18 protein-coding genes are annotated in these 25,270 nt (G+C 75.2%); 6 read left to right on the top strand and 12 right to left on the bottom strand.

The window, feature by feature from the left end:
- Nucleotides 1–5: 5 nt before the first annotated feature.
- Complete coding sequence (locus DSZ44_RS06110; RefSeq protein WP_373681233.1) at nt 6–2,108, bottom strand: alpha-1,4-glucan--maltose-1-phosphate maltosyltransferase; 2,103 nt, start codon at nt 2,106–2,108, stop codon at nt 6–8.
- A 166-nt stretch (nt 2,109–2,274) separates the two neighbouring features.
- Here DSZ44_RS06110 and glgP point away from each other — a divergent pair, with 166 nt between their 5' ends.
- Entirely contained in the window at nt 2,275–4,860 is a 2,586-nt protein-coding gene (gene glgP, locus DSZ44_RS06105) for an alpha-glucan family phosphorylase (protein ID WP_110851733.1), read from the top strand.
- 53 nt (nt 4,861–4,913) lie between these two features.
- Here the strand turns inward: glgP and DSZ44_RS06100 are convergent, their stop codons facing one another.
- Both DSZ44_RS06100 and glgX read right to left on the bottom strand, forming a co-directional pair.
- The gene (locus DSZ44_RS06100) at nt 4,914–5,297 is read right to left on the bottom strand and encodes a hypothetical protein (protein WP_110851732.1); all 384 of its coding nucleotides are present in this window, start codon (nt 5,295–5,297) and stop codon (nt 4,914–4,916) included.
- 14 nt (nt 5,298–5,311) lie between these two features.
- A complete protein-coding gene (gene glgX, locus DSZ44_RS06095; RefSeq protein ID WP_110851920.1) occupies nt 5,312–7,603 on the bottom strand; it encodes a glycogen debranching protein GlgX in 2,292 nt (763 codons plus the stop codon).
- 173 nt (nt 7,604–7,776) lie between these two features.
- Between glgX and DSZ44_RS06090 the strand changes: the two genes are divergently transcribed.
- A complete protein-coding gene (locus tag DSZ44_RS06090) occupies nt 7,777–8,547 on the top strand; it encodes an electron transfer flavoprotein subunit beta/FixA family protein (protein WP_110851731.1) in 771 nt (256 codons plus the stop codon).
- Nucleotides 8,548–8,573: 26 nt separating this feature from the next.
- The gene (locus tag DSZ44_RS06085) at nt 8,574–9,560 is read left to right on the top strand and encodes an electron transfer flavoprotein subunit alpha/FixB family protein (RefSeq protein ID WP_110851730.1); all 987 of its coding nucleotides are present in this window, start codon (nt 8,574–8,576) and stop codon (nt 9,558–9,560) included.
- 64 nt (nt 9,561–9,624) lie between these two features.
- Here the strand turns inward: DSZ44_RS06085 and DSZ44_RS06080 are convergent, their stop codons facing one another.
- Complete coding sequence (locus DSZ44_RS06080; protein WP_110851729.1) at nt 9,625–10,575, bottom strand: FKBP-type peptidyl-prolyl cis-trans isomerase; 951 nt, start codon at nt 10,573–10,575, stop codon at nt 9,625–9,627.
- Between the two features lie 111 nt (nt 10,576–10,686).
- On the opposite strand from DSZ44_RS06080, the gene DSZ44_RS06075 reads away from it, so the two are divergent.
- Nucleotides 10,687–11,835, top strand: a complete 1,149-nt coding sequence (locus tag DSZ44_RS06075) for a cysteine desulfurase family protein (RefSeq protein WP_110851728.1) — start codon at nt 10,687–10,689, stop codon at nt 11,833–11,835.
- A gap of 39 nt (nt 11,836–11,874) precedes the next feature.
- On the opposite strand, the gene DSZ44_RS06070 is transcribed toward DSZ44_RS06075, so the two are convergent.
- A complete protein-coding gene (locus DSZ44_RS06070; RefSeq protein ID WP_110851919.1) occupies nt 11,875–14,619 on the bottom strand; it encodes an ATP-binding protein in 2,745 nt (914 codons plus the stop codon).
- Between the two features lie 136 nt (nt 14,620–14,755).
- Nucleotides 14,756–15,346: a TetR/AcrR family transcriptional regulator gene (locus DSZ44_RS06065; RefSeq protein WP_110851727.1), complete on the bottom strand. Its 591-nt coding sequence runs from the start codon at nt 15,344–15,346 to the stop codon at nt 14,756–14,758.
- A gap of 73 nt (nt 15,347–15,419) precedes the next feature.
- Between DSZ44_RS06065 and DSZ44_RS06060 the strand changes: the two genes are divergently transcribed.
- Complete coding sequence (locus tag DSZ44_RS06060; protein WP_110851726.1) at nt 15,420–16,238, top strand: SDR family NAD(P)-dependent oxidoreductase; 819 nt, start codon at nt 15,420–15,422, stop codon at nt 16,236–16,238.
- Nucleotides 16,239–16,257: 19 nt separating this feature from the next.
- On the opposite strand, the gene DSZ44_RS06055 is transcribed toward DSZ44_RS06060, so the two are convergent.
- From DSZ44_RS06055 to DSZ44_RS06030, 6 genes are read right to left on the bottom strand one after another with little or no spacing between them, the layout of a single operon-like run.
- Nucleotides 16,258–17,421 carry a phosphotransferase gene (locus DSZ44_RS06055; RefSeq protein ID WP_110851725.1) on the bottom strand — a complete coding sequence of 388 codons (1,164 nt, stop codon included), beginning with the start codon at nt 17,419–17,421 and terminating at the stop codon, nt 16,258–16,260.
- Complete coding sequence (locus DSZ44_RS06050) at nt 17,418–18,632, bottom strand: phosphotransferase family protein (RefSeq protein ID WP_110851724.1); 1,215 nt, start codon at nt 18,630–18,632, stop codon at nt 17,418–17,420. Before DSZ44_RS06050 ends, DSZ44_RS06055 begins: the two co-directional genes overlap by 4 nt.
- Nucleotides 18,632–20,455, bottom strand: a complete 1,824-nt coding sequence (locus DSZ44_RS06045; RefSeq protein ID WP_110851723.1) for an ABC transporter ATP-binding protein — start codon at nt 20,453–20,455, stop codon at nt 18,632–18,634. The genes DSZ44_RS06050 and DSZ44_RS06045 overlap by 1 nt, the downstream gene beginning before the upstream one ends.
- Nucleotides 20,455–21,738: a glycosyltransferase family 4 protein gene (locus DSZ44_RS06040; RefSeq protein WP_110851722.1), complete on the bottom strand. Its 1,284-nt coding sequence runs from the start codon at nt 21,736–21,738 to the stop codon at nt 20,455–20,457. Before DSZ44_RS06040 ends, DSZ44_RS06045 begins: the two co-directional genes overlap by 1 nt.
- Nucleotides 21,738–23,081, bottom strand: coding sequence for a glycosyltransferase family 4 protein (locus DSZ44_RS06035; RefSeq protein ID WP_110851721.1), 1,344 nt, complete (start codon nt 23,079–23,081; stop codon nt 21,738–21,740). Before DSZ44_RS06035 ends, DSZ44_RS06040 begins: the two co-directional genes overlap by 1 nt.
- Nucleotides 23,071–24,291 (bottom strand): glycosyltransferase family protein, encoded by a 1,221-nt coding sequence (locus tag DSZ44_RS06030; RefSeq protein ID WP_146237487.1) that lies wholly within the window; start codon nt 24,289–24,291, stop codon nt 23,071–23,073. The genes DSZ44_RS06035 and DSZ44_RS06030 overlap by 11 nt, the downstream gene beginning before the upstream one ends.
- A 281-nt stretch (nt 24,292–24,572) precedes the next feature.
- On the opposite strand from DSZ44_RS06030, the gene DSZ44_RS06025 reads away from it, so the two are divergent.
- A complete protein-coding gene (locus DSZ44_RS06025) occupies nt 24,573–25,256 on the top strand; it encodes a hypothetical protein (RefSeq protein ID WP_110851719.1) in 684 nt (227 codons plus the stop codon).
- Nucleotides 25,257–25,270: the final 14 nt, after the last annotated feature.

Below are 25,270 nucleotides of genomic sequence, written 5' to 3'. Positions count from 1 at the left end.
GGGGCTCACAGCGGCCTCACCGACAGGACGTGCGCGCAGCGCTGGTGCGGATCGAGCCGGACGTAGGGCTGCCGGCCCCAGAAGTAGGTCTCGCCGGACAGCTCGTCGGTCGCGGCCAGGAGCGGGGTGCCCGGGTCCGCGCCCGGGGCCGGTTCGGGCAGGCCGAGCGCGGAGACGTCGAGGTCGATGGTGCCCTCCCGGGTGGTGAACGGGTCGAGGGTGAGGACGACGACGACGGTGTCGGCCTGGCCCGTCGGTGACAGGTGGGCGGGCACGTGCCGCGAGAAGCACACGGTCGCGTCGTCCGTCGTCGGGTGGACGGTCAGCCCGCGCAGCCGCTGCAGCGCCGGGTGGGCGCGGCGGGCGCGGTTGAGCTCGGTGAGGAGCCGGGAGATCCCGATGTGCTCGGCCCGTGACCAGTCGCGGGCCTTGAGCTCGTACTTCTCGTTGTCGATCTGCTCCTCGGCGCCGGGCCGGGCGACGTTCTCGACGAGCTCGTAGCCGGAGTAGATGCCCCACGTGGGCGAGCCGGTCGCGGCGAGCACCGCGCGGATCGCGAAGGCCGCCGCCCCGCCCGTCTGCATGTACGGGGTGAGGATGTCGTGCGTCGTCGGCCAGAAGCTCGGACGCAGGACGTGGGACGTCTCGCCGGTGAGCTCCTCGAGGTACTCGGTGACCTCCTCCTTCGTCGTGCGCCACGTGAAGTACGTGTAGGACTGGTGGAAGCCGACGGCCGCGAGGGTGCGCATCATCGCCGGGCGGGTGAAGGCCTCGGAGAGGAAGACGACGCCCGGGTGGGACTCGCGCACGTCGGTGAGGATGCGCTGCCAGAAGTCCAGCGGCTTGGTGTGCGGGTTGTCGACGCGGAAGGCGGTGACGCCGTGGTCGATCCACACCTGGAGCATGTCGCGGACCGCGTGGTAGATGCCCTCGGGGTCGTTGTCGAAGTTGAGCGGGTAGATGTCCTGGTACTTCTTGGGCGGGTTCTCGGCGTAGGCGATGGTGCCGTCGGCCCGGCGGGTGAACCACTCGGGGTGCTCGGTCACCCACGGGTGGTCGGGGGAGGCCTGCAGGGCGATGTCCAGGGCCACCTCCATGCCGAGCTCGCGGGCGCGGGCGACGAAGGCGTCGAAGTCGTCGAAGGTCCCGAGCTCGGGGTGGATGGCGTCGTGCCCGCCGTCGGGGGAGCCGATGCCGTAGGGCGAGCCCGGGTCGCCCGGCTGGGCGGTGAGGGTGTTGTTGCGGCCCTTGCGGTTCGTCGTGCCGATCGGGTGGACCGGGGTGAGGTAGACGACGTCGAAGCCCATGTCCGCGATCGCGGGCAGGCGCTCGGCGGCGGTGCGCAGGGTCCCCGAGACCCAGCCGCCCTTCTCGGGGTCGAAGTGCGCCCCCTCGGAGCGCGGGAAGAACTCGTACCAGGAGCCGACGAGCGCGAGGGAGCGGTCGACCCGCAGCGGGTAGGCGGCGCTGGGGGTGACGTGCTCACGCACCGGGTGGGCGGCGAGGACGTCGCGGACCTCCTGGGCGGTGCCGGCGGCGAGCCGGGCCCCCGACGGGCGCTCGGCGTCACGCAGCGCGCTGACCGCGTCGGTGAGGACGGTGCGCGCCTCCGCGGGCAGCTCGGGCCGGGCGGCGGCGGCCTCGAGGAGCAGCGCGCCCTCGGTGAGCATGAGCTCGACGTCGACGCCGGCGTTCACCTTGAGCGGTGCGTCGTGCAGCCACGTGCCGTAGGGGTCGGACCAGCCCTCGACCCGGAAGGTCCAGTCGCCCACGCGGTCGGGCACGAGCCAGGCCTCCATGTGGTCCAGGCCGGGATCGACCGGGTCCATCGTCACGCGGCTGTGCTCGACGCCGTCGGGGCCGGTGAGGACGGCGGTGGCGGCGACGGCGTCGTGGCCCTCGCGGAAGACCGTGGCCTGGACGCGCACCGCCTCCCCGGTGACCGCCTTGGCGGGCCAGCGCCCGCCCTCGACGACGGGGGAGAGCTCGATGACCGGGATCCGGCCGATCGGGGTGGCCGAGGCGGGGCGCGGCACGGCGGGCGTGGGCGGCGAGGCGGGCGTGGCTGCTCGCGCGGGGGGCTGGGAGATGCGCTGTGCGGGACTCACGGTCACGAACCTATCGACGTGGCGCGCTGCGGTCGACCGCTGGGCTCCCGGGCTGCGGAGCGCACCGCCGTGGGCCAGACTGGCCCGTTGGGCCTCACCCGCCGCTCGATGAAAACGGGCCGTAAGCCGCTGAAAATGTTGCGAGGTCCCCGTTACACTCGACCGGGTGAGAGCCATCCGTCGATTTACCGTCCGCACGGTCCTGCCCGAGCCCCTCGCTCCGCTGGACACCCTCGCCCAGAACCTGCGGTTCTCGTGGCACGAGCCCACCCGAGCCCTGTTCGAGTCGCTCGACCCGGAACGCTGGCAGGCCCTCCACGGCGACCCCATCGAGCTGCTGGGGGAGCTGGGCAAGGCGCGCCTGGAGGAGCTGGCGCGCGACGAGGCGCTCGTCGCCCGCGTCCACGAGCTGGACGCCGACCTGCGCGAGTACCTCGAGCAGCCCCGCTGGTACCAGGAGTCCTTCCACGCCGAGGACAAGCCCGAGGCGATCGCCTACTTCTCCGCCGAGTTCGGCATCACCGCGGTGCTGCCCCAGTACTCCGGCGGCCTCGGCATCCTCGCCGGTGACCACCTCAAGTCCGCCTCGGACCTCGGGGTGCCGATCATCGGCGTCGGCCTCCTCTACGGTGCCGGGTACTTCAAGCAGTCCCTCACCCGCGAGGGCTGGCAGCACGAGACCTACCCGCTGCTCGACCCGGACAACCTTCCCCTCACCCTGCTGCGCGAGGCGGACGGCACGCCCGCGCGCGTGAGCCTGCCGCTGCCGGGCGGCCACCAGCTGCACGCGCAGGTGTGGCGCGCCGACGTCGGCCGCGTCCCGCTGCTCCTCCTGGACTCCAACATCACCGACAACGACGAGGCCAGCCGCAAGGTGACCGACCGCCTCTACGGCGGCTCGCCCGACCACCGGCTCAAGCAGGAGCTCCTCCTCGGCATGGGCGGGGTCAAGGCGCTGCGCCTGCACGCCCGCCTCACCGGCGGCCCGGCGCCGCAGGTGTACCACGCCAACGAGGGCCACGCCGGCTTCCTCGCCATCGAGCGCATCCGTGAGCTCGTCGAGGCCGAGGGCCTGAGCTTCGAGGCGGCCCTCGAGGCCGTGCGCGGCGGCACCGTCTTCACCACCCACACCCCCGTGCCCGCCGGCATCGACCGCTTCTCCCGCGAGCTCGTCCGGGAGCACTTCAGCGGCTCGGCCGAGCTGCCCGGCGTCCCCGTCGAGAAGGTGCTCGCCCTCGGTACCGAGGACTTCGAGGGCGGTGACCGCTCGGTCTACAACATGGCCGTCATGGGGCTGCGCACCGCGCGCCTGGCCAACGGCGTGGCCCAGCTCCACGGCAAGGTCTCCCGCGGCATGTTCCACCAGCTGTGGCCCGGCTTCGACGTCACCGAGGTGCCCATCACCTCGGTGACCAACGGCGTGCACGGCCCCACGTGGACCGACCCGGCCTTCGTGCAGATGGCCGAGTCCTACCTGAGCCCCGAGCAGGTCGCCAGCGGCGACGGCTGGCTGCTGCCGGCCGACCAGGGCGGCGTCCCCGACGACGAGCTGTGGGCGATGCGCCGCACGCTGCGCTCCGCGCTGGTGAGGTCCGCCCGCCGCCGGGTGCGCAAGTCCTGGCTGGACCGCGGTGCCTCGCCCGCCGAGCTCGGCTGGGTCGAGGACGTCCTGGACCCCGACGTCCTCACCATCGGCTTCGCCCGGCGCGTGCCCACCTACAAGCGCCTCACGCTCATGCTCTCGGACCCCGAGCGCCTGCGGAAGCTCCTCACCGACCCCGAGCGCCCGATCCAGATCGTCGTCGCCGGCAAGTCCCACCCCGCCGACGAGCAGGGCATCGGCCTCATCCAGAAGCTCGTGAGCTTCGCCGACGAGGCGGGCGTGCGTGAACGGATCGTCTTCCTGCCGAACTACGACATCGAGATGGCCCAGACCCTCATGCCGGGCTGCGACGTGTGGCTCAACAACCCGCTGCGCCCGCTCGAGGCGTCCGGGACCTCGGGCATGAAGTGCGCGCTCAACGGCGCCCTCAACCTCTCGATCCTCGACGGCTGGTGGGACGAGTGGTACGACGGCCAGAACGGCTGGGCCATCCCCACCGCCGACGGCGTCGAGGACCCCCAGCGCCGCGACGCGCTCGAGGCCGCCGCACTGTACGAGCTCCTCGAGGACACGGTCGTGCCGCGCTTCTACGACCGTGAGAACGGCGTGCCGCAGCACTGGCTCGAGATGGTCCGCCACACCCTGGCGACCCTCGGCCCCAAGGTCCAGGCCACCCGCATGGTCCGGGAGTACGTCGAGCGGCTGTACACGCCGGTCGCCGGCTCCTACCGGATGCTCAACGGCGCCGGCTTCGCCGAGGCGACGGCGCTCGCGGACTGGAAGGGCCGCGTGCGCGAGGCCTGGCACACCGTGCGCGTGGACCACGTCGAGTCCACGGGCGTGGCGGACGCCGTCAAGGTCGGCGACGTCGTCGGCGTCAGCGCGTACGTGACGCTGGGCGCGCTGGCCCCGCAGGACGTCGAGGTCCAGCTCGTCACGGGCCGGGTGGGCGAGGACGACGTGCTCGTCGACGTCACCACCCGCCCGCTCGAGCTGACCGAGACCTACGAGGGCGGCCGCTACGGCTACCACGGCGAGGTCGAGCTCGAGTTCTCCGGCTCCTTCGGCTACTCGGTGCGCATCGTGCCCACGCACGAGCACGTCGCCGGCACCGCCGAGCTCGCCCTGGTGGCCGCCGCCCAGGCCTAGCCCGGCAGCAGTCCGTGCGCCCCGGCCCCGTGCGGGCCGGGGCGCACGTCGTCTCAGGGCGTGGCGGTGCGCAGCTCCCGGTCACCGAGCGGGGCGGTGAGGACGACCTCCTCCTCGGCGATGACCCCGACCGCCTGGCAGTCCTGGCCGACCAGCGGGCGGCGCTCGGTGACGGACGCGGCGACGACGACGGTCTCCTCCGTCTCGTGCGCCTCGACGCCGTCGGCGCGCTGGCACCCGCCGTAGGAGTAGCGCACGGTGACCCGCCGGCCGTCCTCCGAGACGGCCACCACCTCGCTGTCCACGACGGTGGTGCGCTCGAAGCCGACGAAGACCGCCCAGAGCCCGACGGCCACGCCCACGAGGGTGAGCGCGGCGACAAGGGTCAGGCTGCTCGCCCGCACCCGGTCGCGTGCCTCACCCGTGAGCCGCTCCACGGCCCCATTGTGGCTCAGCGGCGGCTGAGGTACGCCCTCATCGTCAGGGGCTCCATGGCCGTCGTGGCGCCCGGCGCGGTGACCGGCGGCTCGGTGTCCTCCGGCGGCGGGCACTCCCAGGCGGAGTCCCACAGCAGCTCGTAGTCGGCGCCCGCACCCTGCGGCAGGGTCACCTGCTGCCGGTCGAGGGAGCCGTTGAGGACGAGGAGGAGGTCGCCGTCGCCGACGGGGTAGCCCGAGCGGAGCATCTGCAGCACCCGTACCCGCGAGTCGTGCCAGTCGGCGGCGTCCATCTCCTCGGCGTCGGCGCGGTACCAGGCGAGGTCGGGGATCGAGTCGCCCTCGACGGTGTGCCCGGTGGCGAAGGACGCGGGCCGCAGCACGGGGTGCTCGCGGCGCAGGCTCAGCAGGTGACGCACGGTGGCGAGCAGCTCGGCCTGCCAGGGGCGCAGGTCCCAGTCCACCCAGGAGATCTCGGTGTCCTGGCAGTAGGCGTTGTTGTTGCCGAGCTGGCTGCGGCCGATCTCGTCACCGGCGGTGACCATGGGGGTGCCGGCGGACAGGAGGAGCGTGCCCAGGAGGTTGCGCACCTCGCGACGGCGGCCGAGGAGGATGTCCTGGCCGCGCTCGTGGACCGTGGGGGTGGTCCCGGCGCGGACCGCGGCGTCGCCCGGCCCGCCCCGCTCGTCGAGGGGCCGGAGGGGGTCGGTGGTGACGGGGCCCTCGACCTCGAGGTTCCACGAGCGGTTGTTGTCGGTGCCGTCGCGGTTGTCCTCGCCGTTGGCCTCGTTGTGCTTGTGGCTGTAGGTGACGAGGTCGGCGAGGGTGAAGCCGTCGTGCGCCGTCACGTAGTTGATGCTCGCGAGCGGGCCGCGCCCGCCCGGGACGGCGCCGTGGGCGAAGAGGTCGGCGGAGCCGGCCAGGCGGGTGGCGAGGTCGCGCAGGTCCCCGCCGGTGCCGCCGGCCACGCCGGTCGCGGGGTCGCTGAGCCAGAAGGTGCGGGCCGCGTCGCGGAAGCGGTCGTTCCAGTCCGCCATCGGGGCGGGGAACTGGCCGGTGCGCCAACCACCGGGCCCCACGTCCCACGGCTCGGCGATGAGCTTGACGTGGGACAGGACCGGGTCGGTGGCGAGGCCGACGAAGAAGGGGTGGTGCGGGGTGAACTCCGCCCCGTGCCGGCCCAGCGTCGTGGCGAGGTCGAAGCGGAAGCCGTCCACACCGATCCGCTCGACCCAGTAGCGCAGGGAGTCCAGCGCCATCTGCACGACCCGCACACGGCGGAAGTCGAGGGAGTTGCCCGTCCCGGTGACGTCGACGAGGTGGGCCGGGCGGACGCCGTCGTGCATGTAGTAACCGGTGTTGTCCAGACCGCGCCACGACAGGGCAGGTCCGCCGTCGCCGCCCTCGGCGGTGTGGTTGTAGACGACGTCGAGGATGACCTCGAGCCCGGCCTCGTGGAGCAGGTGGACCATGCCGCGCACCTCCTCGAGGACGGCGGCCGGGCCCTGGGCCTGTGCGGCCTCGGTGGCGTAGCGCGGCTCGGGGGCGAAGAAGCCGAGGGTGTTGTAGCCCCAGTAGTTCGTCAGGCCCTTCTCGATGAGGAAGGGCTCGTCGCCGGTCGCGTGGATGGGCAGCAGCTCGACCGCGGTGATCCCGAGCTCGCGCAGGTGGGCGATGGTGGCGGGGTGCGCCAGGCCCGCGTAGGTGCCGCGCAGATGCTCGGGCACGCCGGGCAGGCGCTGGGTGAGGCCGCGCACGTGCGCCTCGTAGACGACGGTGCGGTCCCACGGCACGTGGGGGCGGGCGTCGGCGGGCACGACCGGCGGCTCGGGCAGGACGACGCCGTGACGGACGTGGCCGGCGGAGTCGAGGTCGCTGGGGGACCAGCCGGGGGCGGGGGCGAGGTCCTCGTCGACGGCGTGGCCGTAGACCTCGGGGCCGTGCACGAGCTCGCCCGTGACGCCGCGCGCGTAGGGGTCCAGGAGCAGCTTGGCGGGGTTGTGCCGCAGCCCCGCGGCGGGGTCCCAGCGCCCGTGGACGCGCAGGCCGTAGCGCTGTCCGGCACCGACGCCGGGCACGTGGCCCTGCCACACGCCGTGGGGGCCGCGATGGAGCGCGAAGCGGCGCTCGCGGAAGGAGCCGTGGTCCTCGTCGAGAAGGCACAGGTCCACGGCGCTGGCGTGGGAGGCGAGCACGGCGACGTCGACGCCGTCGCCCCACAGGTGGGCGCCCAGGGCAGGGGCACGCCCGGTCACCCGCTGGGCGACGCTGCGGGCGGGGCTCGTGCGAACGGATGAGGCGGTCATGCTCATGGTGGAGCCCATCGTGCCACCCTGCGTGGCGCTCGTGGGACGGCTTGCGCGTGAGATGTGCCGCGCGCCCGTCAACTCAGGTCTGTGGGGCATCAACCGATGGTGGTGTCTGGGAGGTGTGACGGACCGTGTCGGCACGAGGCCGCCGGAGGTGGCAGGCTTGGGCCATGAGGATCGTCGTGTGCGTCAAGCATGTCCCCGATGTCCAGTCCGAGCGAACGCTGGACGATGACGGCCACCTCGTGCGTGGCCTCGACGACGTCCTCAACGAGCTCGACGAGAACGCCCTCGAGGCCGCCGTCAGTCTCGTCGAGGAGCACGGCGGGGAGGTCGTCGTCCTCACGATGGGACCCGACGACGCCGAGGACGCGGTGCGGCGCGGCCTGCAGATGGGGGCCGACCGCGGCGTCCACGTGAGCGACGAGTCGCTCGCCGGCTCCGACGCCGTCGCCACCGCCCGCGTCCTGGCGGCCGCCGTCCGCACGCTGCAGCACGAGGCGCCCGTCGACCTCGTCGTCACCGGCATGGCCTCCCTCGACGGCCTCACCTCGATGCTGCCCGCGGCCCTCGCCGCCGCGCTCGACCTGCCCCCGCTCACGCTCGCCAGCGAGCTCACCGTGACCGGCGACCGCGTGCGCGTGCGCCGCGAGATCGGCTCGGCCGCCGAGGTGCTCGAGGCGCCGCTGCCCGCCCTCGTGTCGGTCACCGACCAGGCCAACGAACCGCGCTACCCGGCGTTCCGGGCGATCAAGGCCGCTCGCAAGAAGCCGGTGGACACGTGGTCGCTCGTCGACCTCGGCCTCGGTGCACCCGGGTCCGCGACGGCGGTGCTCTCCGCCGAGGAGCGGCCCGCCCGCGAGCAGGGCCGCATCGTCACCGACTCGGGCGACGCCGGCCGGCAGCTGGCCGAGTTCCTCATCGACGCCAAGCTCGTCTGACCGACCCCGCCCACCAGGAAGGCACCATGACCCAGGCACCTGTGCTCGTCGTCGTCGACCACCACGAGGGCGCGCCCACGCCGCCCTCGACCGAGGCGCTCACCGCCGCGCGGACCCTCGCGGCCGGTGCGCCCGTGGCGGCCGTGTGGCTCGGGGAGCAGGGACCGGGGGAGGCGGCGCGTACGGAGCTCGGCCGCTTCGGCGTCACCACCGTGCACGTGCCCGAGCTGGGCGGCCTCGCCCCGCAGCTCGCCGCGGTCGCGACCGAGGCCGTGGCCGCCGTCGTCGCGGCGACGTCCCCGCAGGCCGTGCTGCTCGTGTCGACCTACGCCGGCAAGGAGCTGGCCGCCGGCCTGGCGGTCGCGCTGGGCACCGGCGCGGTCGTGGACGCCGACCGCGTCGAGCGCCGCGACGGCGCCGTCGCGGCGGGCAAGACCGTCCTCGGCGCGTCGTGGGAGACGGTGTGCACGGTGACCGGGCCGCTGCCCGTCGTCGCGCTGCGCCCGGCCGCGGTCGACGCCGAGCCCGCGCCGGCGGCGGGGGAGCCGGAGGTCGTGGGCGTGCCCGTCGTGTTCACCGACCGGGCCCGGGCCGTCGCCGTCGTCGAGCGCACCGAGTACCCCGCGACGGGGCAGGTGCCGCTCGCCGAGGCGCAGACCGTCGTCGTCGGCGGCCGTGGCACGGGCGGGGACTTCACCGCGGTGGAGGAGCTGGCCGGGCTGCTGGGGGGCGCCGTGGGCGCCACCCGTGACGTCACCGACGAGGGCTGGCGGGAGCACTCCGCGCAGGTGGGGCAGACCGGCGTCACCGTCGCGCCGCGGCTGTACATCGGCGTCGGGGTGTCCGGGGCCGTCCACCACACCGTGGGGATGCAGGCCGCGCAGACCGTCGTCGCCGTCAACACCGACCCCGAGGCCCCGATCTTCGAGCTGGCCGACTTCGGCGTCGTCGGCGCCGCCGAGGACGTCCTCCCCCAGGCCATCGAGACGATCCGCACCTACAGGGGCTCCTGACCGGACGACGGAGCGGCCCCGGACACGTGTCCGGGGCCGCTCCTGTCCGTGCTGCGTGCGTGGGTCAGCCGGCGTAGAGGATGTCGACGACGAAGACGAGCGTCGAGCCGGGCGGGATGGTGCCGTTGTCCTGGTCGCCGTAGCCGAGCTCGGGCGGGATGACCATGACGACCTGGCTGCCGACGGTCTGCCCGAGCAGGCCGGTGTCCCAGCCCTCGATGACCTGGCCGGCACCGGCCTCGAGGGAGAACGGGGAGCCCCGCGACCACGAGGAGTCGAAGGACGTGCCGTCCCACAGCCAGCCGCTGTACTGGACGAAGACGTAGTCGCCCTCCTCGACCTCCTTGCCCTCACCCTCGATCGTGGGGGCGACGACGAGCTCGGTCGGGGCCTCGCCGTCGACGGGCTCGATGCTCGGCTCGCCGTTCTCGGCGAGCGTGACGGTCGGGACCCCCTCGGGGACCTCGACGGCGGTGCCCTCGGCGCGGCTGCGGGCGTCGACGACCTCGAGGGTCATGATCGCGGCCGCGGCCTGCGTGGGGCTGGCGAAGAGGACCCGCGCGCCGACCTGCTGGCCGATGAGGACGTCGTTGAGCGCCGGGACGGTCATCTCGTCGCTGACGACGAGCGGCTGCGGCTCGCCCTCGTAGGTCGAGTCGAGGACCTCACCGTTCTCGCCGTTGACCTGGGTGAAGTCGACGAGGAGGAGCTGGCCCTCGGCGATCTCCTCACCGTCCCCGGGCGAGGCGACGGCGGCGGCGGCGCCGGAGACGTCGAGCGGCTGCTCGAAGGTGAGGGTCGCCTCCGCGCCGGGCTCGCCCTCCACGGTGACGCCCTCGAGCGCGGCGACGTCCTCGGGGGCGTTGCCCGCCTCGGCGTCGGCCGACGCGGTCTCGGTCTCGGTCGCGGTGGGCGTGTCGGCCGGCTCGGCGTCGCCCTCGTCGCTCGAGCACCCGGCGAGGAGCAGGAGCGCGGCCAGGGCGGCGGCGGTGGTGGCAGTGGCGGATCGGCGCACAGGGAGTCCTTCGTGTGGTCGTACGTGCCGCTCCGGCGGCACCCGGACCAGGGTAGGCGCTGTTCCTGGGAGATCGCCCACAGTCGGGCACCGCTTCGTAGACTCGGGCCCATGGCCTACCTCGACCACGCGGCGACCACCCCCGTCCGGCCGGAGGTCGCGGCCCGCTACGCCGAGGAGCTGACCCGCGGCGGCAACCCGTCCTCGCTCCACACCGTCGGGCGCGACGCGCGCCGCCGCCTGGAGGAGGCCCGCGAGGAGCTCGCCGCGGCGCTCGGCGCCGAGCCCGCCGAGGTCGTCCTCACCTCCGGCGGCACCGAGGCCGACAACCTCGCCGTCAAGGGCGCCGTCTACGCCCACCCCTCGCCGCGCCCGCGGCTGCTCGTCAGTGCCGTCGAGCACCACGCCGTGCTCGACGCCGCCGGCTGGCTGGGCGAGCGCGGGCTCGCGGACGTCGCGGTGCTGCCCGTCACCGGCGACGGCGCCCTCGACCTCGGTGCCGCCCGCGCCGCCCTGGACGACGGCGAGCCGCCGGCGCTCGTGTCGGCCATGTGGGCGAACAACGAGACCGGAGTCGTCCAGCCGGTCGCGGAGCTCGTCGCGCTCGCCGGCGACGTCCCCGTCCACTCCGACGCCGTCCAGGCCGTCGCGCACCTGCCGGTGGACTTCGCGGCCAGCGGGCTCGCGGCGATGTCGGTGACCGGCCACAAGCTCGGCGGCCCCGTGGGCACCGGAGCCCTCGTGGCGCGCCGGGAGCTGGCGCTCGCGCCGGTGCACCACGGCGGGGGGCAGGAGCGCGGCGTGCGCTCGGGCACCCTCGACGTCGCCGGGGCCCGCGCGCTGGCGCTCGCCGTGCGCCTCGCGGTGGCCGACCGGGAGGCGGAGAGCGCCCGGCTGGCCGCGCTGCGGGACCGGCTCGTGGCCGGGGCGCTTGCCGCGGTGGAGGGGCTACGGCTCACGGGGGCGGGCGCCCCGCGGCTGCCGCACGTCGCCCACCTCACCGTCGAGGGCGCCGACGCCGACTCCCTGCTCTTCGGCCTCGACATGGCCGGGGTCAACGCCTCGGCCGGCTCCGCCTGCTCGGCGGGCGTGCAGGAGGCCTCCTTCGTCCTCACCGCGATGGGCTACCCGCCCGAGCTCGCCCGCTCGGCGCTGCGCTTCTCGCTCGGCCGGACCACGACCGAGGACGACGTCGACGCGGTCCTCGCTGCCCTGCCGGACGTCGTCGCCCGCTCCCGCGCCGCGAACGCCGCCCGCTGACGGTCGCGGCGGGCCGCGTGACGGGAGGACGGCCACCGGTCAGGGAAGCCGGACCGTGGCGAGCTGCCGGCGGGAGGTGATGCCCAGCTTGCGGAAGATGTTGCGCAGGTGGGCCTCGATCGTGCGCGGGCTGAGGAACAGCTGTGCGCCGACCTCCCGGGAGGTGGCCCCCGTGGCGACCAGTCGGGCGATGTGCAGCTCGTGCGCGGTGAGCGCGTCGGTGGGCTGAGCGGTGCGTCTGCGTGGGTGCTCGCCGGTCGCACGCAGCTCGCGTGCGGCGCGGTCAGCGAACGCCTCCGCACCCATGTCCGACAGCAGCTGGTGAGCGGTGCGGAGCTGGTGGCGGGCGTCCTGGCGACGACCCTCGCGACGCAGCCACTCGCCGTAGAGCAGGTGCGCGCGGGCGAGGTGGGTGGCCATCCGGCACCGTCCGAGCCGTTCGATGGCCTCGCGGTAGTGCTCCTCCGCCGCAGGCCCGGTGCTGGTCAGCGCTCGTGAGCGCGCCGCCAGTCCCAGCGCCCACTCGGTGCCGCTCGCCCGGGCCCGCACGCTGAGGCGCTCCAGGGCCACGGCTGCCCGATCTGGCTGACCGGCACGCGAGGCGGCCTCGACCAGCTCGGGCAGCGCGACGCTGCTGTGGGCCAGCTCGTCGAGCTCGACCAGCGGCGCGGCGGCCTCCAGCGCGCTGTGGTAGCTGCCCAGCCCGTTGTGGAGGTAGGCGAGCGACATCTCGGCACTGCTGACGGTGAGGCCCTCACCTCGCGCCGTCGCCCCCGCGACCATCCTCGCGTAGAGCTCGGAGGTGTCCTGCTTCTGGCCGCGCCAGGCAGCCAGGGCCAGCCGCGAGTTGGGCAGGGGCGGGGCGCCGGTGGCCCGGGTGATCGCCTCCTCCTCCGCGAACAGCTCAGCGGCACGGGACAGCTCGCCGGTGAGCACGAGCACCAGGGCCAGGGCGTTGAGCGCCGCTGGGAGCGTCGCGAGCGCGCCGGCCTCGCGGGCGAGCCGGACGGCGCGGGTGGCCAGCACGTAGATCGACTCGTCGTCCCACAGCATCGCCCCGACATGACAGGCCAGCCACAGCCAGCGCCCGTTGTCGTCGTCGGTACCGGAGTCGTCGTCGCGCAGCGACCCGAGGGCCCGTTGCAGGCTGGGGACGCTCGCCTCGTACCCCTGCGTGAATCTCGTGGCGAGTCCGTCCAGGAGCAGGTCGACCGGCCGGGGAGGGGTCGGCGCGCCGGGCGCGTCCCGGGCGGCCTCGGCCACCGTGAGCATCCCGTGGCCGTGAGCCAGGCGGCCGGCGTGGAAGGAGGACTCGAGCGCGTGGACGTACGCCTGGCGGGACAGGTGTGGGTCGAGGGGGGCGAGGGCCTGGGCGGCCGTGAGCAGCATGCCGGGCACCTCCCTCCCGCGTGTGCGGTGGAAGGCGATCTGGGCTCGCAGCAGCTCGAGTCGGGCGTGCTGCAGGGCGTCCAGCGGCCCGGTCGACGCCACCGCCAGCAGCTCCAGGGCTGCCTCAGGCGCTCCGGCGTCGTGCGTGAGGTGCACGGCTTCGAGCGCCCGCCTCGCGCGGGCGGCGGGCTCGGGAGTCAGCTCCGCGGCGTGCTGCAGGAACGTGGCGGCGGCTGCCAGGCCGCCGCGGGCGCGTGCCCGGCCGGCCGACCGCTCCAGATCGACGGCCGCCGCCTCGTCGGTGCCCAGCACCGACTGCGCGCGGTGCCAGGCACGTCGGTCAGGGTCGAGCTCTGGGTCGGTCGCCGACGCCAGCGCACCGTGCACGCTGCGTCGGTCCGGGGGTGTGGCGGCTCGGTAGACCGCAGAGCGCACCAGCGGATGACGGAACCGCACCCGGGTGTCGATCTCGAGCAGCCCGGCCGCCTCCGCGGGCGCGGCCACCTCGCGAGCGAGCCCCAGGTGTGCGGCCGCGCGCCACAGCAACGCCGCCTCGCCTGTCGGCTCGGCCGCGGCGACCAGCAGAAGGAGCTGCGTGTCGGCCGGCAGGCTGCCCGAGCGGTGGCGGAAGCTGTCCTCGACGCGGCGCGGGGCACTGACCGCGTCGGGCAGCGCGAACCCGCTCGCCAGCTGTGCGGGCAACGCGCTGCGCGGCAGCTCCAGCAGCGCCAGGGGGTTGCCACGCGCCTCGGCGACGACCCGCTCGCGGACCCCGTCGTCCAACGGCGTGCGCACCGCGCCGACCAGCAGCGCCCGGGCGTTGCTGTCGCTGAGCCCTTTCAGGTGCAGCGTCGGCAGACCGGCGAACGTGCGGACGTCACCATCGGTGGGGTCGCGTACGGCGAACACCAGGGCCACCCGCTCGGCCGCCACCCGACGCGCCACGAACGTGAGGACCTGGGCCGAGGCCTGGTCCAGCCACTGTGCGTCGTCGACGAGATACAGCACCGGCTCCTCCTCGGCGACCTCGGCAAGGAGGTGGAGGGTCGCCAGCCCGACGAGGAACCGGTCCGGCGCCGCGCCCTCCTGCCGGCCGAACGCGACGCCCAGGGCGGACTGCTGCGGGTCGGGCAGCAGTGCTCCGGCCTGGGCGAGCAGCGGTGCGCACACCTGATGGAGACCCGCGAACGCGAACTGCGTCTCGGACTCCGCGCCGACAGAGCTCTCCACCCGGAACCGCCCGGCTGCGGTGTGGCGGGCGTACTCCAGCAGCGCGGTCTTGCCGATGCCGGCCTCCCCGCGGACGACCAGCGCTCCGCTGCGCCCGGCCTCTGCTCCGGCGAGCAGGTGGTCGACCGCGTCGCACTCTGCGCGCCGGCCCACGATGGGCGCCATGGTGTGCTCCGTCCTCATGAGGTTGAGCCCGCCCACGCCGACCGGCTGGTTCTCACCGATGCGAACCACGCCCGCCGGCCAGCTCTTCGAGCGTACTCAGGGACGGCCGTCGCGAGAAGCCCCGGAGCGTCCGGCCTCAGCCGCGCACCGCGGACAGCGAGACGTCCAGGTACACCTGCAGCGGGTGGGCGGCGTCGTCCCGGACCCAGGCCTCGCCCGCGACGTCGAGGCAGGTGACGAAGCACCCGACGATCGCCCTCGCGCGCAGCGAGGAGCTGTCGCCGCCCCCGAGGCGGCGCTCGACCTCGGCCGCGAGGACGTCGGACCAGCGCAGGTGCTTCTCGATGCTCCGTGCGCGGAGCGACGGCGTCCCGTAGACCATGCGGGCGACCGCCAGGAGCCGCTCCCGGTCGGCGGTCGCCTCCTCCAGGGAGAACAGCGCCCCGGAGAGGGCGGCCCACACGTCGACGTCGTGCGGCTGGCGTTCCAGCTCGACGCGCAGCAGCTCACCGTCGGCGACGAGGTGGTCGATGACGACGTCCTCCTTGCTGCCGAAGTAGCGGAAGAAGGACCGGCGCGAGATCCCGGCCGCCGCGGCGATCTCGTCGACCGTCGTCTCCTGGAAGCCCTGCTCGAGGAAGAGGCCCATCGCCGCCGCCGTGATCTCCCCGTACGCGCGCCGGCGGGTCCGCTGCCACAGCGTGGGCCGCTCCTGCTCCGCTGACATGCGGCTCACCCTAGTGGAGGCGGCACGGCAGGCCTTATTGACACTCAGTGCCACCCCGGCATACCGTGCCGTCATGCGACCTGACGGTATGACGCAGACAGTGCTGGTCACGGGCGCGAGCGCCGGGATCGGGGCCGAGCTCGCGCGGCAGCTCGCCGCACGCGGCGCCGGCCTGGTCCTCGTCGCTCGCCGCGCGGAGCGGCTCGAGGCCCTCGCCGGGGAGCTGCGCCGGGCGCACGAGGTCCCCGTGACGACGCTGGCCATGGACCTCGCCCGGCCCGGAGTCGGGCAGGCGCTGCGCGGTGAGCTCGCGGACCGCGGGGTGGAGGTGACCGGGGTGGTGAACAACGCTGGCTTCGCCAACCACGGGCTCTTCCACGAGGAGGCGCTCACCGACCTCATGAGGGAGATCGCGCTGGACGTCTCCGCGGTGGTCGAGATCAGCCACGCGTTCCTGCCGGACCTGCGCCGGCACGGCCACGGGTTCCTCCTCAACGTGGCGAGCATGGCGGCCTACCAGGGCAACCCGACCATGGCGGTCTACGGGGCGGCGAAGGCCTTCGTGCTGAGCCTCACCGAGGCGCTGTGGTACGAGGCGCGCGGCAGCGGGGTACGCGTCCTGGCCGTCTCCCCGGGCGCCACGCAGACGGAGTTCTTCGACGTCGCCGGCGACGCCGCGGACGGCGGTGGCCGGCGGATGACGGCGAGCGAGGTCGTCGCCACCAGCCTCAGGGCCCTCGAGCGCCGCAACCCACCGCCCGGGGTCGTCGTCGGACGGGCCAACAGGCTGTCCGCCGCGGCGGTGCGGGCCCTCGGACGGCGGCGGGCCACCGAGGTCGTCGGCCGGCTGATGGTCCGTCCTCCTGCCGGGCGCGCCGCACGCCCGGTGTAGACCCCTCGGCCGGGCGGGGTCAGCCGGCGGCCTGCTGCAGAAGATCCGCGGCGACGGACCGCCACCGGGGGCGGAAGGCGTAGACGCCGGCGAGGCGCAGGCGCGTGGCCAGGGTGTACGCGCTCACCCGGTCACGGGGCACGTCACCCACCCCCGCCAGGAAGCCGTGGCGTGCCGCGGCAGCGAGATCGGGGACGAGCAGCCCCTGCGCCTGCCGCAGCTCGAGGTGGACGAGGAGGTTCGCCACGTCCAGCGCGCGCTCCCCGACGGCGAGGGTGTCGACGTCGATCATCCCCACCGTGCCGGCGTCGTCGAGGAGGAGCTGCTTGTCGTGGAGGTCGCGGTGGAGCACGCCGAGCACCGGGTCGGCTGGGGCGTTCCGCAGGACCGCGGTGACGCGCTCCCTCGCTCGCGCGACCGTGCCGGCGTCGAGCAGGCCGTGCGCGACGGCGGGACCGAGCCAGCTCGCGACGGCGTCGAGCTCCTCCTCCGCGCCGTGCCGGGCCTCGACCGGCCCGGCGGGTGCGGCGTGCAGCCGCGCCACCGCCCGCCCCGCCGCCTCCCACGCCGCGCGCGCGTCGGCGGCGCCCCACCCGCCGTCGGCGCCGAGGTCGTGCAGGGTGCGGCCGGGCACGACGCTCCAGCACAGCACCCCGCGCTCCACCCGGGAGGCGTCCACGAGGCGCGGCACGGGCACGACGTCCCCGACGAGCTCGGCGACGAGCCCACCGCGACGGGCGAGGTCCGGGGCCTTGCCCGGCCGGACGACCTTGACGTACTCGCGCACCGTCCCGTCCGTGCCGGACACCCGGACGACGGCGCGGCGGCCGGGCCGGTGGGCGACCAGCCGGCTGCCGTCCTCGGCGAGGACCTCGCGCAGCGCGCGGAGCCGGGCGTCGGCGCCGCCGGGCTGGAGCAGCACGTCGCCCGACACCCGGGCCGGCGCGGGCGCCGCGGCGGCAGCCTCGGCCAGGGCCACCGGGCAGGCGAACCACTGGGCCGCCACGGTGCCGCCGTCCTCCGCGCGGAGCTCGACGAGGGCGTGGTCCTCGCCGCGGGGCCACGCGCGCACGAGGTGGTACCGGTGCGCACCGTCCAGGACACGATCGGGCAGCCGGCTCGCGCCGGGAGTCCCGGTCCCGGCGGGCGGGGTCGTCCGGGCGTCGGTGGGTGGTGTCGTCATCGCGTGAGCTCCTCGGCGGCAGCGACGAGGCGGGCGACGCCGTCCGGCCAGCCGGGCAGGTGACGCCGGAAGGGCTCGACGGCGCGCTGGAGGACGGCCGCCGCGCAGTGGAGCCGCAGCGCACGCTCGTCGACCTCCCCGCCGGCGGCGGTGTACCCGGCGAGCAGCGGGGCGAGCAGCTCCGCGGGGTCGCCGGCCTCCGCGCCGGTGGCGACGAGCGCGCCGTACCAGGAGCCGAGGTCGGCGAGGGGGTCGTCGAGGGCGACGCGGTCGAGGTCGATGAGGGTGAGCCCGGCCTGGCCGGGGCTCGCCTGCTCCGCACTCGCCCCGGCGGTGAGGTCGGGCCGCACGACGACCTGATCGGCCGAGAGGTCCCCGTGCACCACGCGCACGGCGCCACGGCCCGCCAGGCCCGCGCGCACCCGCGCGGCCGCGGCCGCGGCGGCCTCCGCGCACGCCGGCGCCACCGAGCGCACCGCCGTCACCGAGGCGGCCAGCCCGCCCTCCCGGTCCACCCGCCGCAGCCCCTCGGCGCGCGCCTCGCGGTGCACCGCCGCGGCCAGCGCGCCGGCCTGCCCCCACAGCTGCGCCGCCGCGGCGAGCCGGTCGAGGGAGGTCCCGGGCACCCAGGCGGACCGCACGGTCCCGCGGCGGAGCCGGACCGCCGTCACGGCGGGCACCGGCAGCCCGGTGAGGGCGCGGTGGCCGGTGAGCACGCCGGCCGCGGCCCCAGGGTGGTACACGCGTACCAGCTCGGCCGGCCCGGCGGCGCCCTCGACCCGGGCGACCCAGCGCCTGCCGGGCCGGTAGACGAGCGGGCTCACGCCGTCGGCGTCCCGCAGCACGCGGCGCACGCCGGGCAGCCGCCGGTCGGCAGTGGCGTCGGCAACGGCCACCGCGAGGCCGTCGTCGACGACGGCGCCCCGGCCGACGTCGTCGGCCTCCCCGGCACGGCGCACCTTGGCGAGCTTGTCGGCCGCGCCCGCGCGGACGGCGAGGGCCTGGGCGAAGGACGTCGCGCCGTCGTCGTCGGTGAGGACGAGGCCGGCGAGGAGGGAGGTGCCCCGCTTGTAGCGCAGGTAGTCGACGCGGGCCGAGCGCACGCCCCAGGCCGGGGCGAGGCGGCGGACCAGGCCGAGCGGCGCGAGCACGTCGCGCAGGCCGGGGAGGGCGGGGTCGGCGGCGGCGAGGCGGGCGTCGGCCGCGAGCATCAGGCGCTCCTCCGGTCGCGGACGACGGTGGGCCGCTGGTGCCGCTCGGGGGCGAGCAGCGCGAGGCGCGAGCCCGGCGTGGCCATGAGCTCGGCGGGCCGGCCGTGCTCGACGACCCGGCCGCGGTCCAGGACGATCACCTCGTCGCAGCCCAGCGCGTCGGCCAGGGTGTGGGTGATGACCACGGTGGTGCGGCCGGCCGCGAGCCGGTCGACGGCCTGGAAGACCTCCGCGGAGCTCCTCGGGTCCAGCCCGGTGGTGGCCTCGTCGAGGATGATGACGGCCGCGTCGCGCAGCATGGCCCGGGCGATGGCCACGCGCTGGCGCTGCCCGCCGGAGAGGGTGTCGCCCCGCTCGCCCACCACCGTCTCGTAGCCCTCGGGCAGGCGGGAGACGAACTCGTGGGCGTTGGCGGCGCGGGCGGCGGCCTCGACCTCCTCCGGGGTGGCACCGGGCCGGCCCATCTCGATGTTCTCGGCGATCGTGCCGTGGAAGAGGACCGACTCCTGCAGGACGACGGCCACGTGGGCGCGCAGCGAGTCGAGGGTGACGTCGCGCAGGTCGTGGCCGTCGAGCTTGACCGCACCGCGCACCGGGTCCTGCAGCCGCAGCAGGAGGCCGGCGAGCGTGGACTTGCCGGAGCCTGAGTGCCCGACGACGGCGACCTTCGTGCCGGGCAGGATGCGCAGCGACACGTCGTCCAGGGCGCGGTCGGTCCCGGTGTAGGAGGCGGTGACGTGCTCGAGGCGGATCTCCCCGGCCAGCCGCTTGATCGTGTAGGCCTTGGCGGAGTCGGTGACGTCCTGCTCGGTGTGCATGATGTCGAGGATCCGCTCGCCGGAGGCGGCGGCCTTGGCGATGCGCCCGGTGTACTTCGCCAGGTCCCGCATCGGCTTGAAGGCGCTCTTGAGGTACTGGACGAACACGACGAGCTCACCGGGCGTGAGCCGCCCCTGCACCACCGACCAGCCGCCGACGAGGAGGACGATGCCGGTGGCCACCCCCACGAGGAGGTCGGTCTTGCGCTCGAGCGCCGCGGAGAGGCGGGTGGCCCGCACGCCCTCCTTGAGCTCCTTGGCGTTCGACGCCGCGAAGCTCGACTCGAGCCGGTCGGCCAGCGAGTACGCCTGGACCACCTTGATCGCGCCGAGCGACTCCCCGGCCGCGCCGGCGAGGTCGCCCTCGCGGCGCCGCTGCTGGCGCGAGGCGGAGGTGATCCTGCGGGTGGAGCGGGAGGAGGACAGCGCGAACAGCGGGAACGCGCCGACGACGACGAGCGCGAGCCGCCAGTCGAGGACGACCATGACCGTGACCATCGCGAGGAGGGTGACGACGTTGCCGATGAGCGGCATCGCGGCGGTGACGGCGACGTCGCGCAGCCGCCCGACGTCGGTGACGAGCCGGGTGATGAGGTCGCCCCCGCGCGCGGAGCTGTGGAAGCGCAGCGACAGCCGCAGGACGTGGGAGTAGACCTGCGCGCGGACCGAGGTCATCGCGCGGGTGCCGGCGAGCGCGAAGAGCACCGTCATGAGGTAGGCCGACAGGGCGCGCAGGCCCGTGACGGCGACGACGGCGAGCGCCGCCCACACGAGCAGCGTGACCAGGCCCGGGTCCTGCGCGGCGCCGGGCGCGATGACGGCGTCGATGACGAACTTCAGCGGCCACGGCTCGAGGAGCCGGAAGGCCACCTCGGCGAAGAGCGCGACGAAGCCGCCGGCGACGACCTTGCGGTGCGGCCGCAGGTGGGGCCGCAGGAACGTCCAGATCCGCCGGAGCGAGGGCACGATCGAGCGCAGCTCCGCGGTGGGCTTGGGGGAGGCCATCAGCTGCCCACCCCCACGCGCTCCCGCTCGCCGACACCGGGCTTGTCACCGACAGTGGAGTTGTCGCCGAGAGTGGAGTTGTCGCCGACAGTGGAGTTGTCGCCGAGAGCCGAGCTGCCGACTCTCAGCCGCAGGCCCGCGGCCGCGAGGGAGCGCTCGACGACGTGCGTCCAGGTGTGTCCGGACGCCACGTGCTCTCGCGCCGCCCGCCCGACCTGCGCCCGCAACCTCCGGTCACCGGCGAGCATGCCGAGCGTCCCGGCCAGCGCCGTCGGGTCCGAGCCCGGCACGAGGAACCCGGTACGACCGTGCTCGACGACCCCCGGCAGCTGCCCGACGGCGGAGGCGACGACGGGCAGCCCCGCCGCCATGTACTCGTAGGCCTTGAGCGGGGAGAAGTACCCCTCGCCCGCGGCCGGGTAGGGCGCGGTCGCGACGTCCATCCGGTGCAGCAGCGTGGGCACGTCGACGGGGGCGACGGCGCCGGTCGCCTCGACGGCGCCGGCGGTCCCGAGCGTGCGCGCCTGCTGTCGCAGCGCCTCCGCCTGCGGGCCGTCCCCGACGAGCAGCAGCCGGGCGTCCGGCACCGAGCGTCGCAGCAGGGCGTGCGCCTCGAGCACCGTCTCGGTCCCGTGCCACGGCTTGAGCGTGCCGACGAAGCCGACGGTGAAGGGCCGGTCCGGCCGGCCGGCCGCCGGGCGGATGCGGGTGACGTCCACACCGTTGGCCTCGACGACGACGGCGGCCCCGGGAGCCAGGTCCCGCACCCAGGCGGCGACCGGCTCGGAGACGCAGACGACGGCGCTCGCGCCGGTGGCGGCGCGGCGGACGACGGCGTGGGCCTCGTCCGCGTGGACGAGCCCGCGGTGGCGGGCCTGCTCGGCCGGCAGCGGCGCGTTGACCTCGAGGACGGCGGGCACCCCGCGCTCGCGGGCGTAGGTGGTACCGGCGGTGCTCCACAGCGAGTAGCGCTCGTAGACGGCGTCGAAGGGCCCGCCGGCGGTGACGGCGCGGAGCATGTCGCCGTCGGCGGCCATGGCGCGGCGCTCCCGGTCGGCGACGTCCTCACCGCGGATGCGCCCGAGCTCGTGGACGGTGAGCCGGCCCTCGGCGCGGGCGGCCGCGGCGGCGGGCCACGGCTCCCCGCCGGTGCGGCGGCAGAAGAGGTCGACGGCGTGGCCGGCCTCGAGCAGGACCCGTACGACCTCCTGGACGTGGACAGAGGCTCCCTTCGTCCCGAAGACCGGGATGCCGGGGTCGGCGCAGACGTAGGCGATCCGCATCAGCGCACCCCCTCCGGACGAATCCGGCTGTCGGCGACAAGTGCGCTGTCGGCGGCAAGTGCGCTGTCGGCGGCAAGTGCGCTGTCGGCGGCAAGTGCGCTGTCGGCGGGTGTGGCCACTCTGTCGCCGAGCGCTGAGTTGTTCCCGGCGCGGACGGCCTTCTCGAGGGCCTCGACCTGGCGGCGGGTGTCGAACTCGCGCTCGACGAGCGCGCGGGCGGCACGGGTGAGGCGGGACCGCAGCGACGCGTCGTCGAGCAGGCGGACGATCGCCTCGGCCAGCCCGACCGGGTCGTGCTGCGCCACCTCCAGCCCGGTCTCCCCGTGCCGCACCGCCTCGGTGATGCCGGTGACGTCGGTCGACACGCACGGTGTGCCCAGCGCCATCGCCTCGAGGAGCACGGTCGGCAGGCCGTCGGCGTTGCCGTCGGAGCCGACGACGCAGGGCGCGGCGAACACGCCCGCCGCCGCCACGTGCGCGCGGACCTCGTGCTGGGGCAGCGGACCGGTGAGCTCGACGAGCCCCTCGAGCCCGAGCGCCGCGACCTGCGCCCGCAGCTCGGCCTCCTTCTCCCCGCCGCCGACGATCCGGCAGCGCAGCGGGCGGCCCCGCTCGCGCAGGTGGGCGACGGCGTCGAGGAGGACGTCGAAGCCCTTCTTCTCCACGAGGCGACCGACGGCGACGACGTCCGTGCCGCCGTCGTCGTCCGCCCGGTGCGTGAAGGGGAAGTCGGTGAGGCCCAGCCCGTTGTAGATGCGGTGCAGGCGCGTGGCGGCCACCGCCTCGGGGTAGGTGCTGCGCAGGTGGCGCGCGTTGTAGTCGCTGATCGTCACCACGTGGTGGGCGCCGGCGATCTTGCGGGCCAGGTCCGCGGGGTCCACCGAGGAGTGGAAGATGTCCTTGGCGTGCGCGGTGAAGGAGTACGGCACGCCGGTGAGCAGCGAGGTGAGCCGCGCGACCGTCGTCGCGAGCGAGGCGAAGTGCGCGTGCAGGTGGGTGATCCCGCGGCGCACGACCATGACGGCGAGCTCGAGCGCCTGGCCGGCGTCGGAGGCGTCGGCGGCGAGGAGGTCGGGCAGCGCGCGGTGGAGCAGCGGCAGCTCCGGCGCGGCGGCCCGCAGCGCGTCCCACAGCTCCTCGGCCTTGCGGGCCCGGGGCACGTAGGTGACCGGCGCGCGCACCTCGGCGAGCGCGCTGTGGAAGCGCGGGTCCACCGGCGGGCGCAGGGAGAACACCTCGAGGTCCGCGCCGCGCGCCTCGCGGCCGAGGAGCTCGGAGACGATGAAGGTCTCGGAGAACCGGGGGTACATCTTGAGCACGTAGCCCATCCGCTCAGGCGACATCGGTCTCCTCCTTCGTGGCAACGAGGCTGGTGAGCAGGTGGGGGAGCCGGGTGAGCCCGCCGAGGTCGACGACGTCCTCGGGGGCGTCGGGTTGGGCGGTGACGGCCCGCGCGAGCCACCGTTCGAGGGCGGGCGAGGTGAGCCGCTCGGGCGGCAGGTGGTCGAGGACGCCGACGGCGGTGAGCAGGCGGGCGCGCACCAGCTGCTCCTGGCGGGGGCGCACGCGGGGCACGACGAGGAGCCGGACGCCGAGGGCGAGCGCCTCGCACACCGTGTTGTACCCGCCCATCGAGACGACGGCGGCGGCGCCGCCGATGAGCGCCTCGGCGTCCTCGACGAAGGTGCGGACGGTGAGGTCGGTGCGGTGGGCGGCGATCTCGGTGACCCGGCGGACGTCGTCGGCAGGCATCTGCGGGCCGGTGACGAGGACGCCGTGGTGGCCGGCCGGCATGGTGGTGCGGACGAAGGCCTCGGCGAGGTGGGCACCGTCGGAGCCGCCGCCGACCATCGCCAGGACGTAGGGGTTGTCGACCTCGGTGACGGCCGGCCCGCCCTGGCGGCCGGTGGCGAGGTAGCCGGTGTGGACGGTGCGCGCGGCGGGCAGGTCGAGCTCGGCGGTGAGGTCGTGGACGGCGCGGTCACCGTAGACCCACACCTGGTCGTACCAGCGGCGCAGCGCCTGGGCACCGCGGTCGGCGTCCCACTCGCGGCGGGAGGTGACGGCGTCGTCGAGGACGTCACGCAGACCCAGGACGATGCGGGTGCCGGCGGCGCGGAGCAGGGCGAGGGCGGGCTCGAGCTCGCCGAGGAAGCCGCGGGGGTGCTTGTCGACGACGAGGACGTCGGGCCGGAAGGAGGACAGCGCCGCGGTGAGGACGGCCCGCCGCATGTGCCGGATGTGCGCCTCGTCGACCGAGAGGTGGCGGGCGGAGTAGGCGCCCGTGGCGTCCTTGGCGAGCGCGGGCAGCGAGACGAGGTCGCAGTGCGCGGGCCGCTGCGCGGTGACCGCCTCGGGGGCACCGGTGAGGAGGAGGACGTCCGGCGCCGGGCCGAGGGTGGTGAGCGCGCGGGCGATGGCGAGGTTGCGGCGGACGTGACCGAGACCGAGGGCGTCGTGGGAGTACAGCGCCACGCGCAGGCGCCGGCCTTGTGGGTCCGTGCCCCGGTGCGGGCCGGCCGGGCCGGCGGGCCTGGTGGTCGTCGTGGTCATGAGGGTCCCCCTTCTGCGTCGCACCGGGGACCTGGTCCGCGGCATGGCAGACAGTCGACCCGACGCACGTGAGGCCCCGGTGACGGGCGCATGAGACACCTCTCATCCGTCGGCCGGACGCCGGCCGTTCACCCGCCGCCCCGGTCCCGCCAGCAACCGCCCGGAAGAACGGGACACACGCCCCTGTCGCCCGGGACGCCGGGCGCCGGAACGTACTCCCCGAGCCCGCGCGGAGCGGTCATGGTGGCCGCCGGAGGTCGCGGGTTCGAGGAGGTTCCCCCGTGTCCACCACGGTCACCAGCGAGACGAGCACCACCCAGCCGACCCGCCCTGCACCCGCCGGCCGAGCCTGGGCCCTGTCCGGCGTGGGCGCCGCCCTCACGGGCGCCGCCGGCATCTGGTTCTCCCTCGCCGTCTCGCCGCCCTACCCGACCGACTCCGTGCTCACCCCCGAGGCCGTCGTCGCGCACTACGCGACCGTGGTGCCCCAGCTCCTCGGCTTCCACGTGACGACGGTCCTCGCCGCCGTCCTCCTCCTGCCCTTCGCCGCCGGGCTGCACCGGCGGCTGACCGGTCGCACCCCGGCCGGCTCCCTCCACGGGCTCGTCGCGATGCTCGGGCTCGTCGTCCTCTCGGCCGTGCTCGTCCTCGGCTCCGGGCTCAACACCGAGTTCATCTTCGGCTTCCTCACCCCGGAGATGCTCGTCCCCAGCGACGCCTCCTTCTACTCCCACTGGGTCGCGACCATCTCCTGGCTGTGGGTGACGGCCGGGGTCAGCGGTCTCGCCGTCGGGGTCGCCGCACTGCGCCACGGCGCCGCGGGCCGCGGCCTCGGCGTTGCGAGCCTGGCGCTCGGCGGGCTCACCCTCCTGCTGGGCGTCTCGCCCCTGCAGTACATGGCCGGCTTCGTCGGCCCGCTGCTGCTGCTCGTCCTCGCCGTCGCGATGCTGCGGAACCGCTCCTGACACGCGCCTCGCAG

The sequence above is a fragment of the Georgenia satyanarayanai genome, from assembly GCF_900116375.1.
Classification (GTDB): Bacteria; Actinomycetota; Actinomycetes; order Actinomycetales; family Actinomycetaceae; genus Oceanitalea; species Oceanitalea nanhaiensis.
This window is presented reverse-complemented; position numbering and strand designations above follow the sequence as displayed.

What these genes read in the sequence shown, in the direction of transcription:
- DSZ44_RS06075 (WP_110851728.1), top strand. Translation starts at nt 10,687, where the DNA reads ATGGCCTACCTCGACCACGCGGCGACCACCCCCGTCCGGCCGGAGGTC.
- DSZ44_RS06035 (WP_110851721.1), bottom strand. Translation starts at nt 23,081, where the DNA reads ATGTCGCCTGAGCGGATGGGCTACGTGCTCAAGATGTACCCCCGGTTC.
- DSZ44_RS06040 (WP_110851722.1), bottom strand. Translation starts at nt 21,738, where the DNA reads ATGCGGATCGCCTACGTCTGCGCCGACCCCGGCATCCCGGTCTTCGGG.
- DSZ44_RS06055 (WP_110851725.1), bottom strand. Translation starts at nt 17,421, where the DNA reads ATGACGACACCACCCACCGACGCCCGGACGACCCCGCCCGCCGGGACC.
- DSZ44_RS06090 (WP_110851731.1), top strand. Translation starts at nt 7,777, where the DNA reads ATGAGGATCGTCGTGTGCGTCAAGCATGTCCCCGATGTCCAGTCCGAG.
- DSZ44_RS06045 (WP_110851723.1), bottom strand. Translation starts at nt 20,455, where the DNA reads ATGGCCTCCCCCAAGCCCACCGCGGAGCTGCGCTCGATCGTGCCCTCG.
- DSZ44_RS06060 (WP_110851726.1), top strand. Translation starts at nt 15,420, where the DNA reads ATGCGACCTGACGGTATGACGCAGACAGTGCTGGTCACGGGCGCGAGC.
- glgX (WP_110851920.1), bottom strand. Translation starts at nt 7,603, where the DNA reads ATGACCGCCTCATCCGTTCGCACGAGCCCCGCCCGCAGCGTCGCCCAG.
- DSZ44_RS06085 (WP_110851730.1), top strand. Translation starts at nt 8,574, where the DNA reads ATGACCCAGGCACCTGTGCTCGTCGTCGTCGACCACCACGAGGGCGCG.
- DSZ44_RS06070 (WP_110851919.1), bottom strand. Translation starts at nt 14,619, where the DNA reads ATGGCGCCCATCGTGGGCCGGCGCGCAGAGTGCGACGCGGTCGACCAC.
- DSZ44_RS06065 (WP_110851727.1), bottom strand. Translation starts at nt 15,346, where the DNA reads ATGTCAGCGGAGCAGGAGCGGCCCACGCTGTGGCAGCGGACCCGCCGG.
- DSZ44_RS06030 (WP_146237487.1), bottom strand. Translation starts at nt 24,291, where the DNA reads ATGACCACGACGACCACCAGGCCCGCCGGCCCGGCCGGCCCGCACCGG.
- DSZ44_RS06050 (WP_110851724.1), bottom strand. Translation starts at nt 18,632, where the DNA reads ATGCTCGCGGCCGACGCCCGCCTCGCCGCCGCCGACCCCGCCCTCCCC.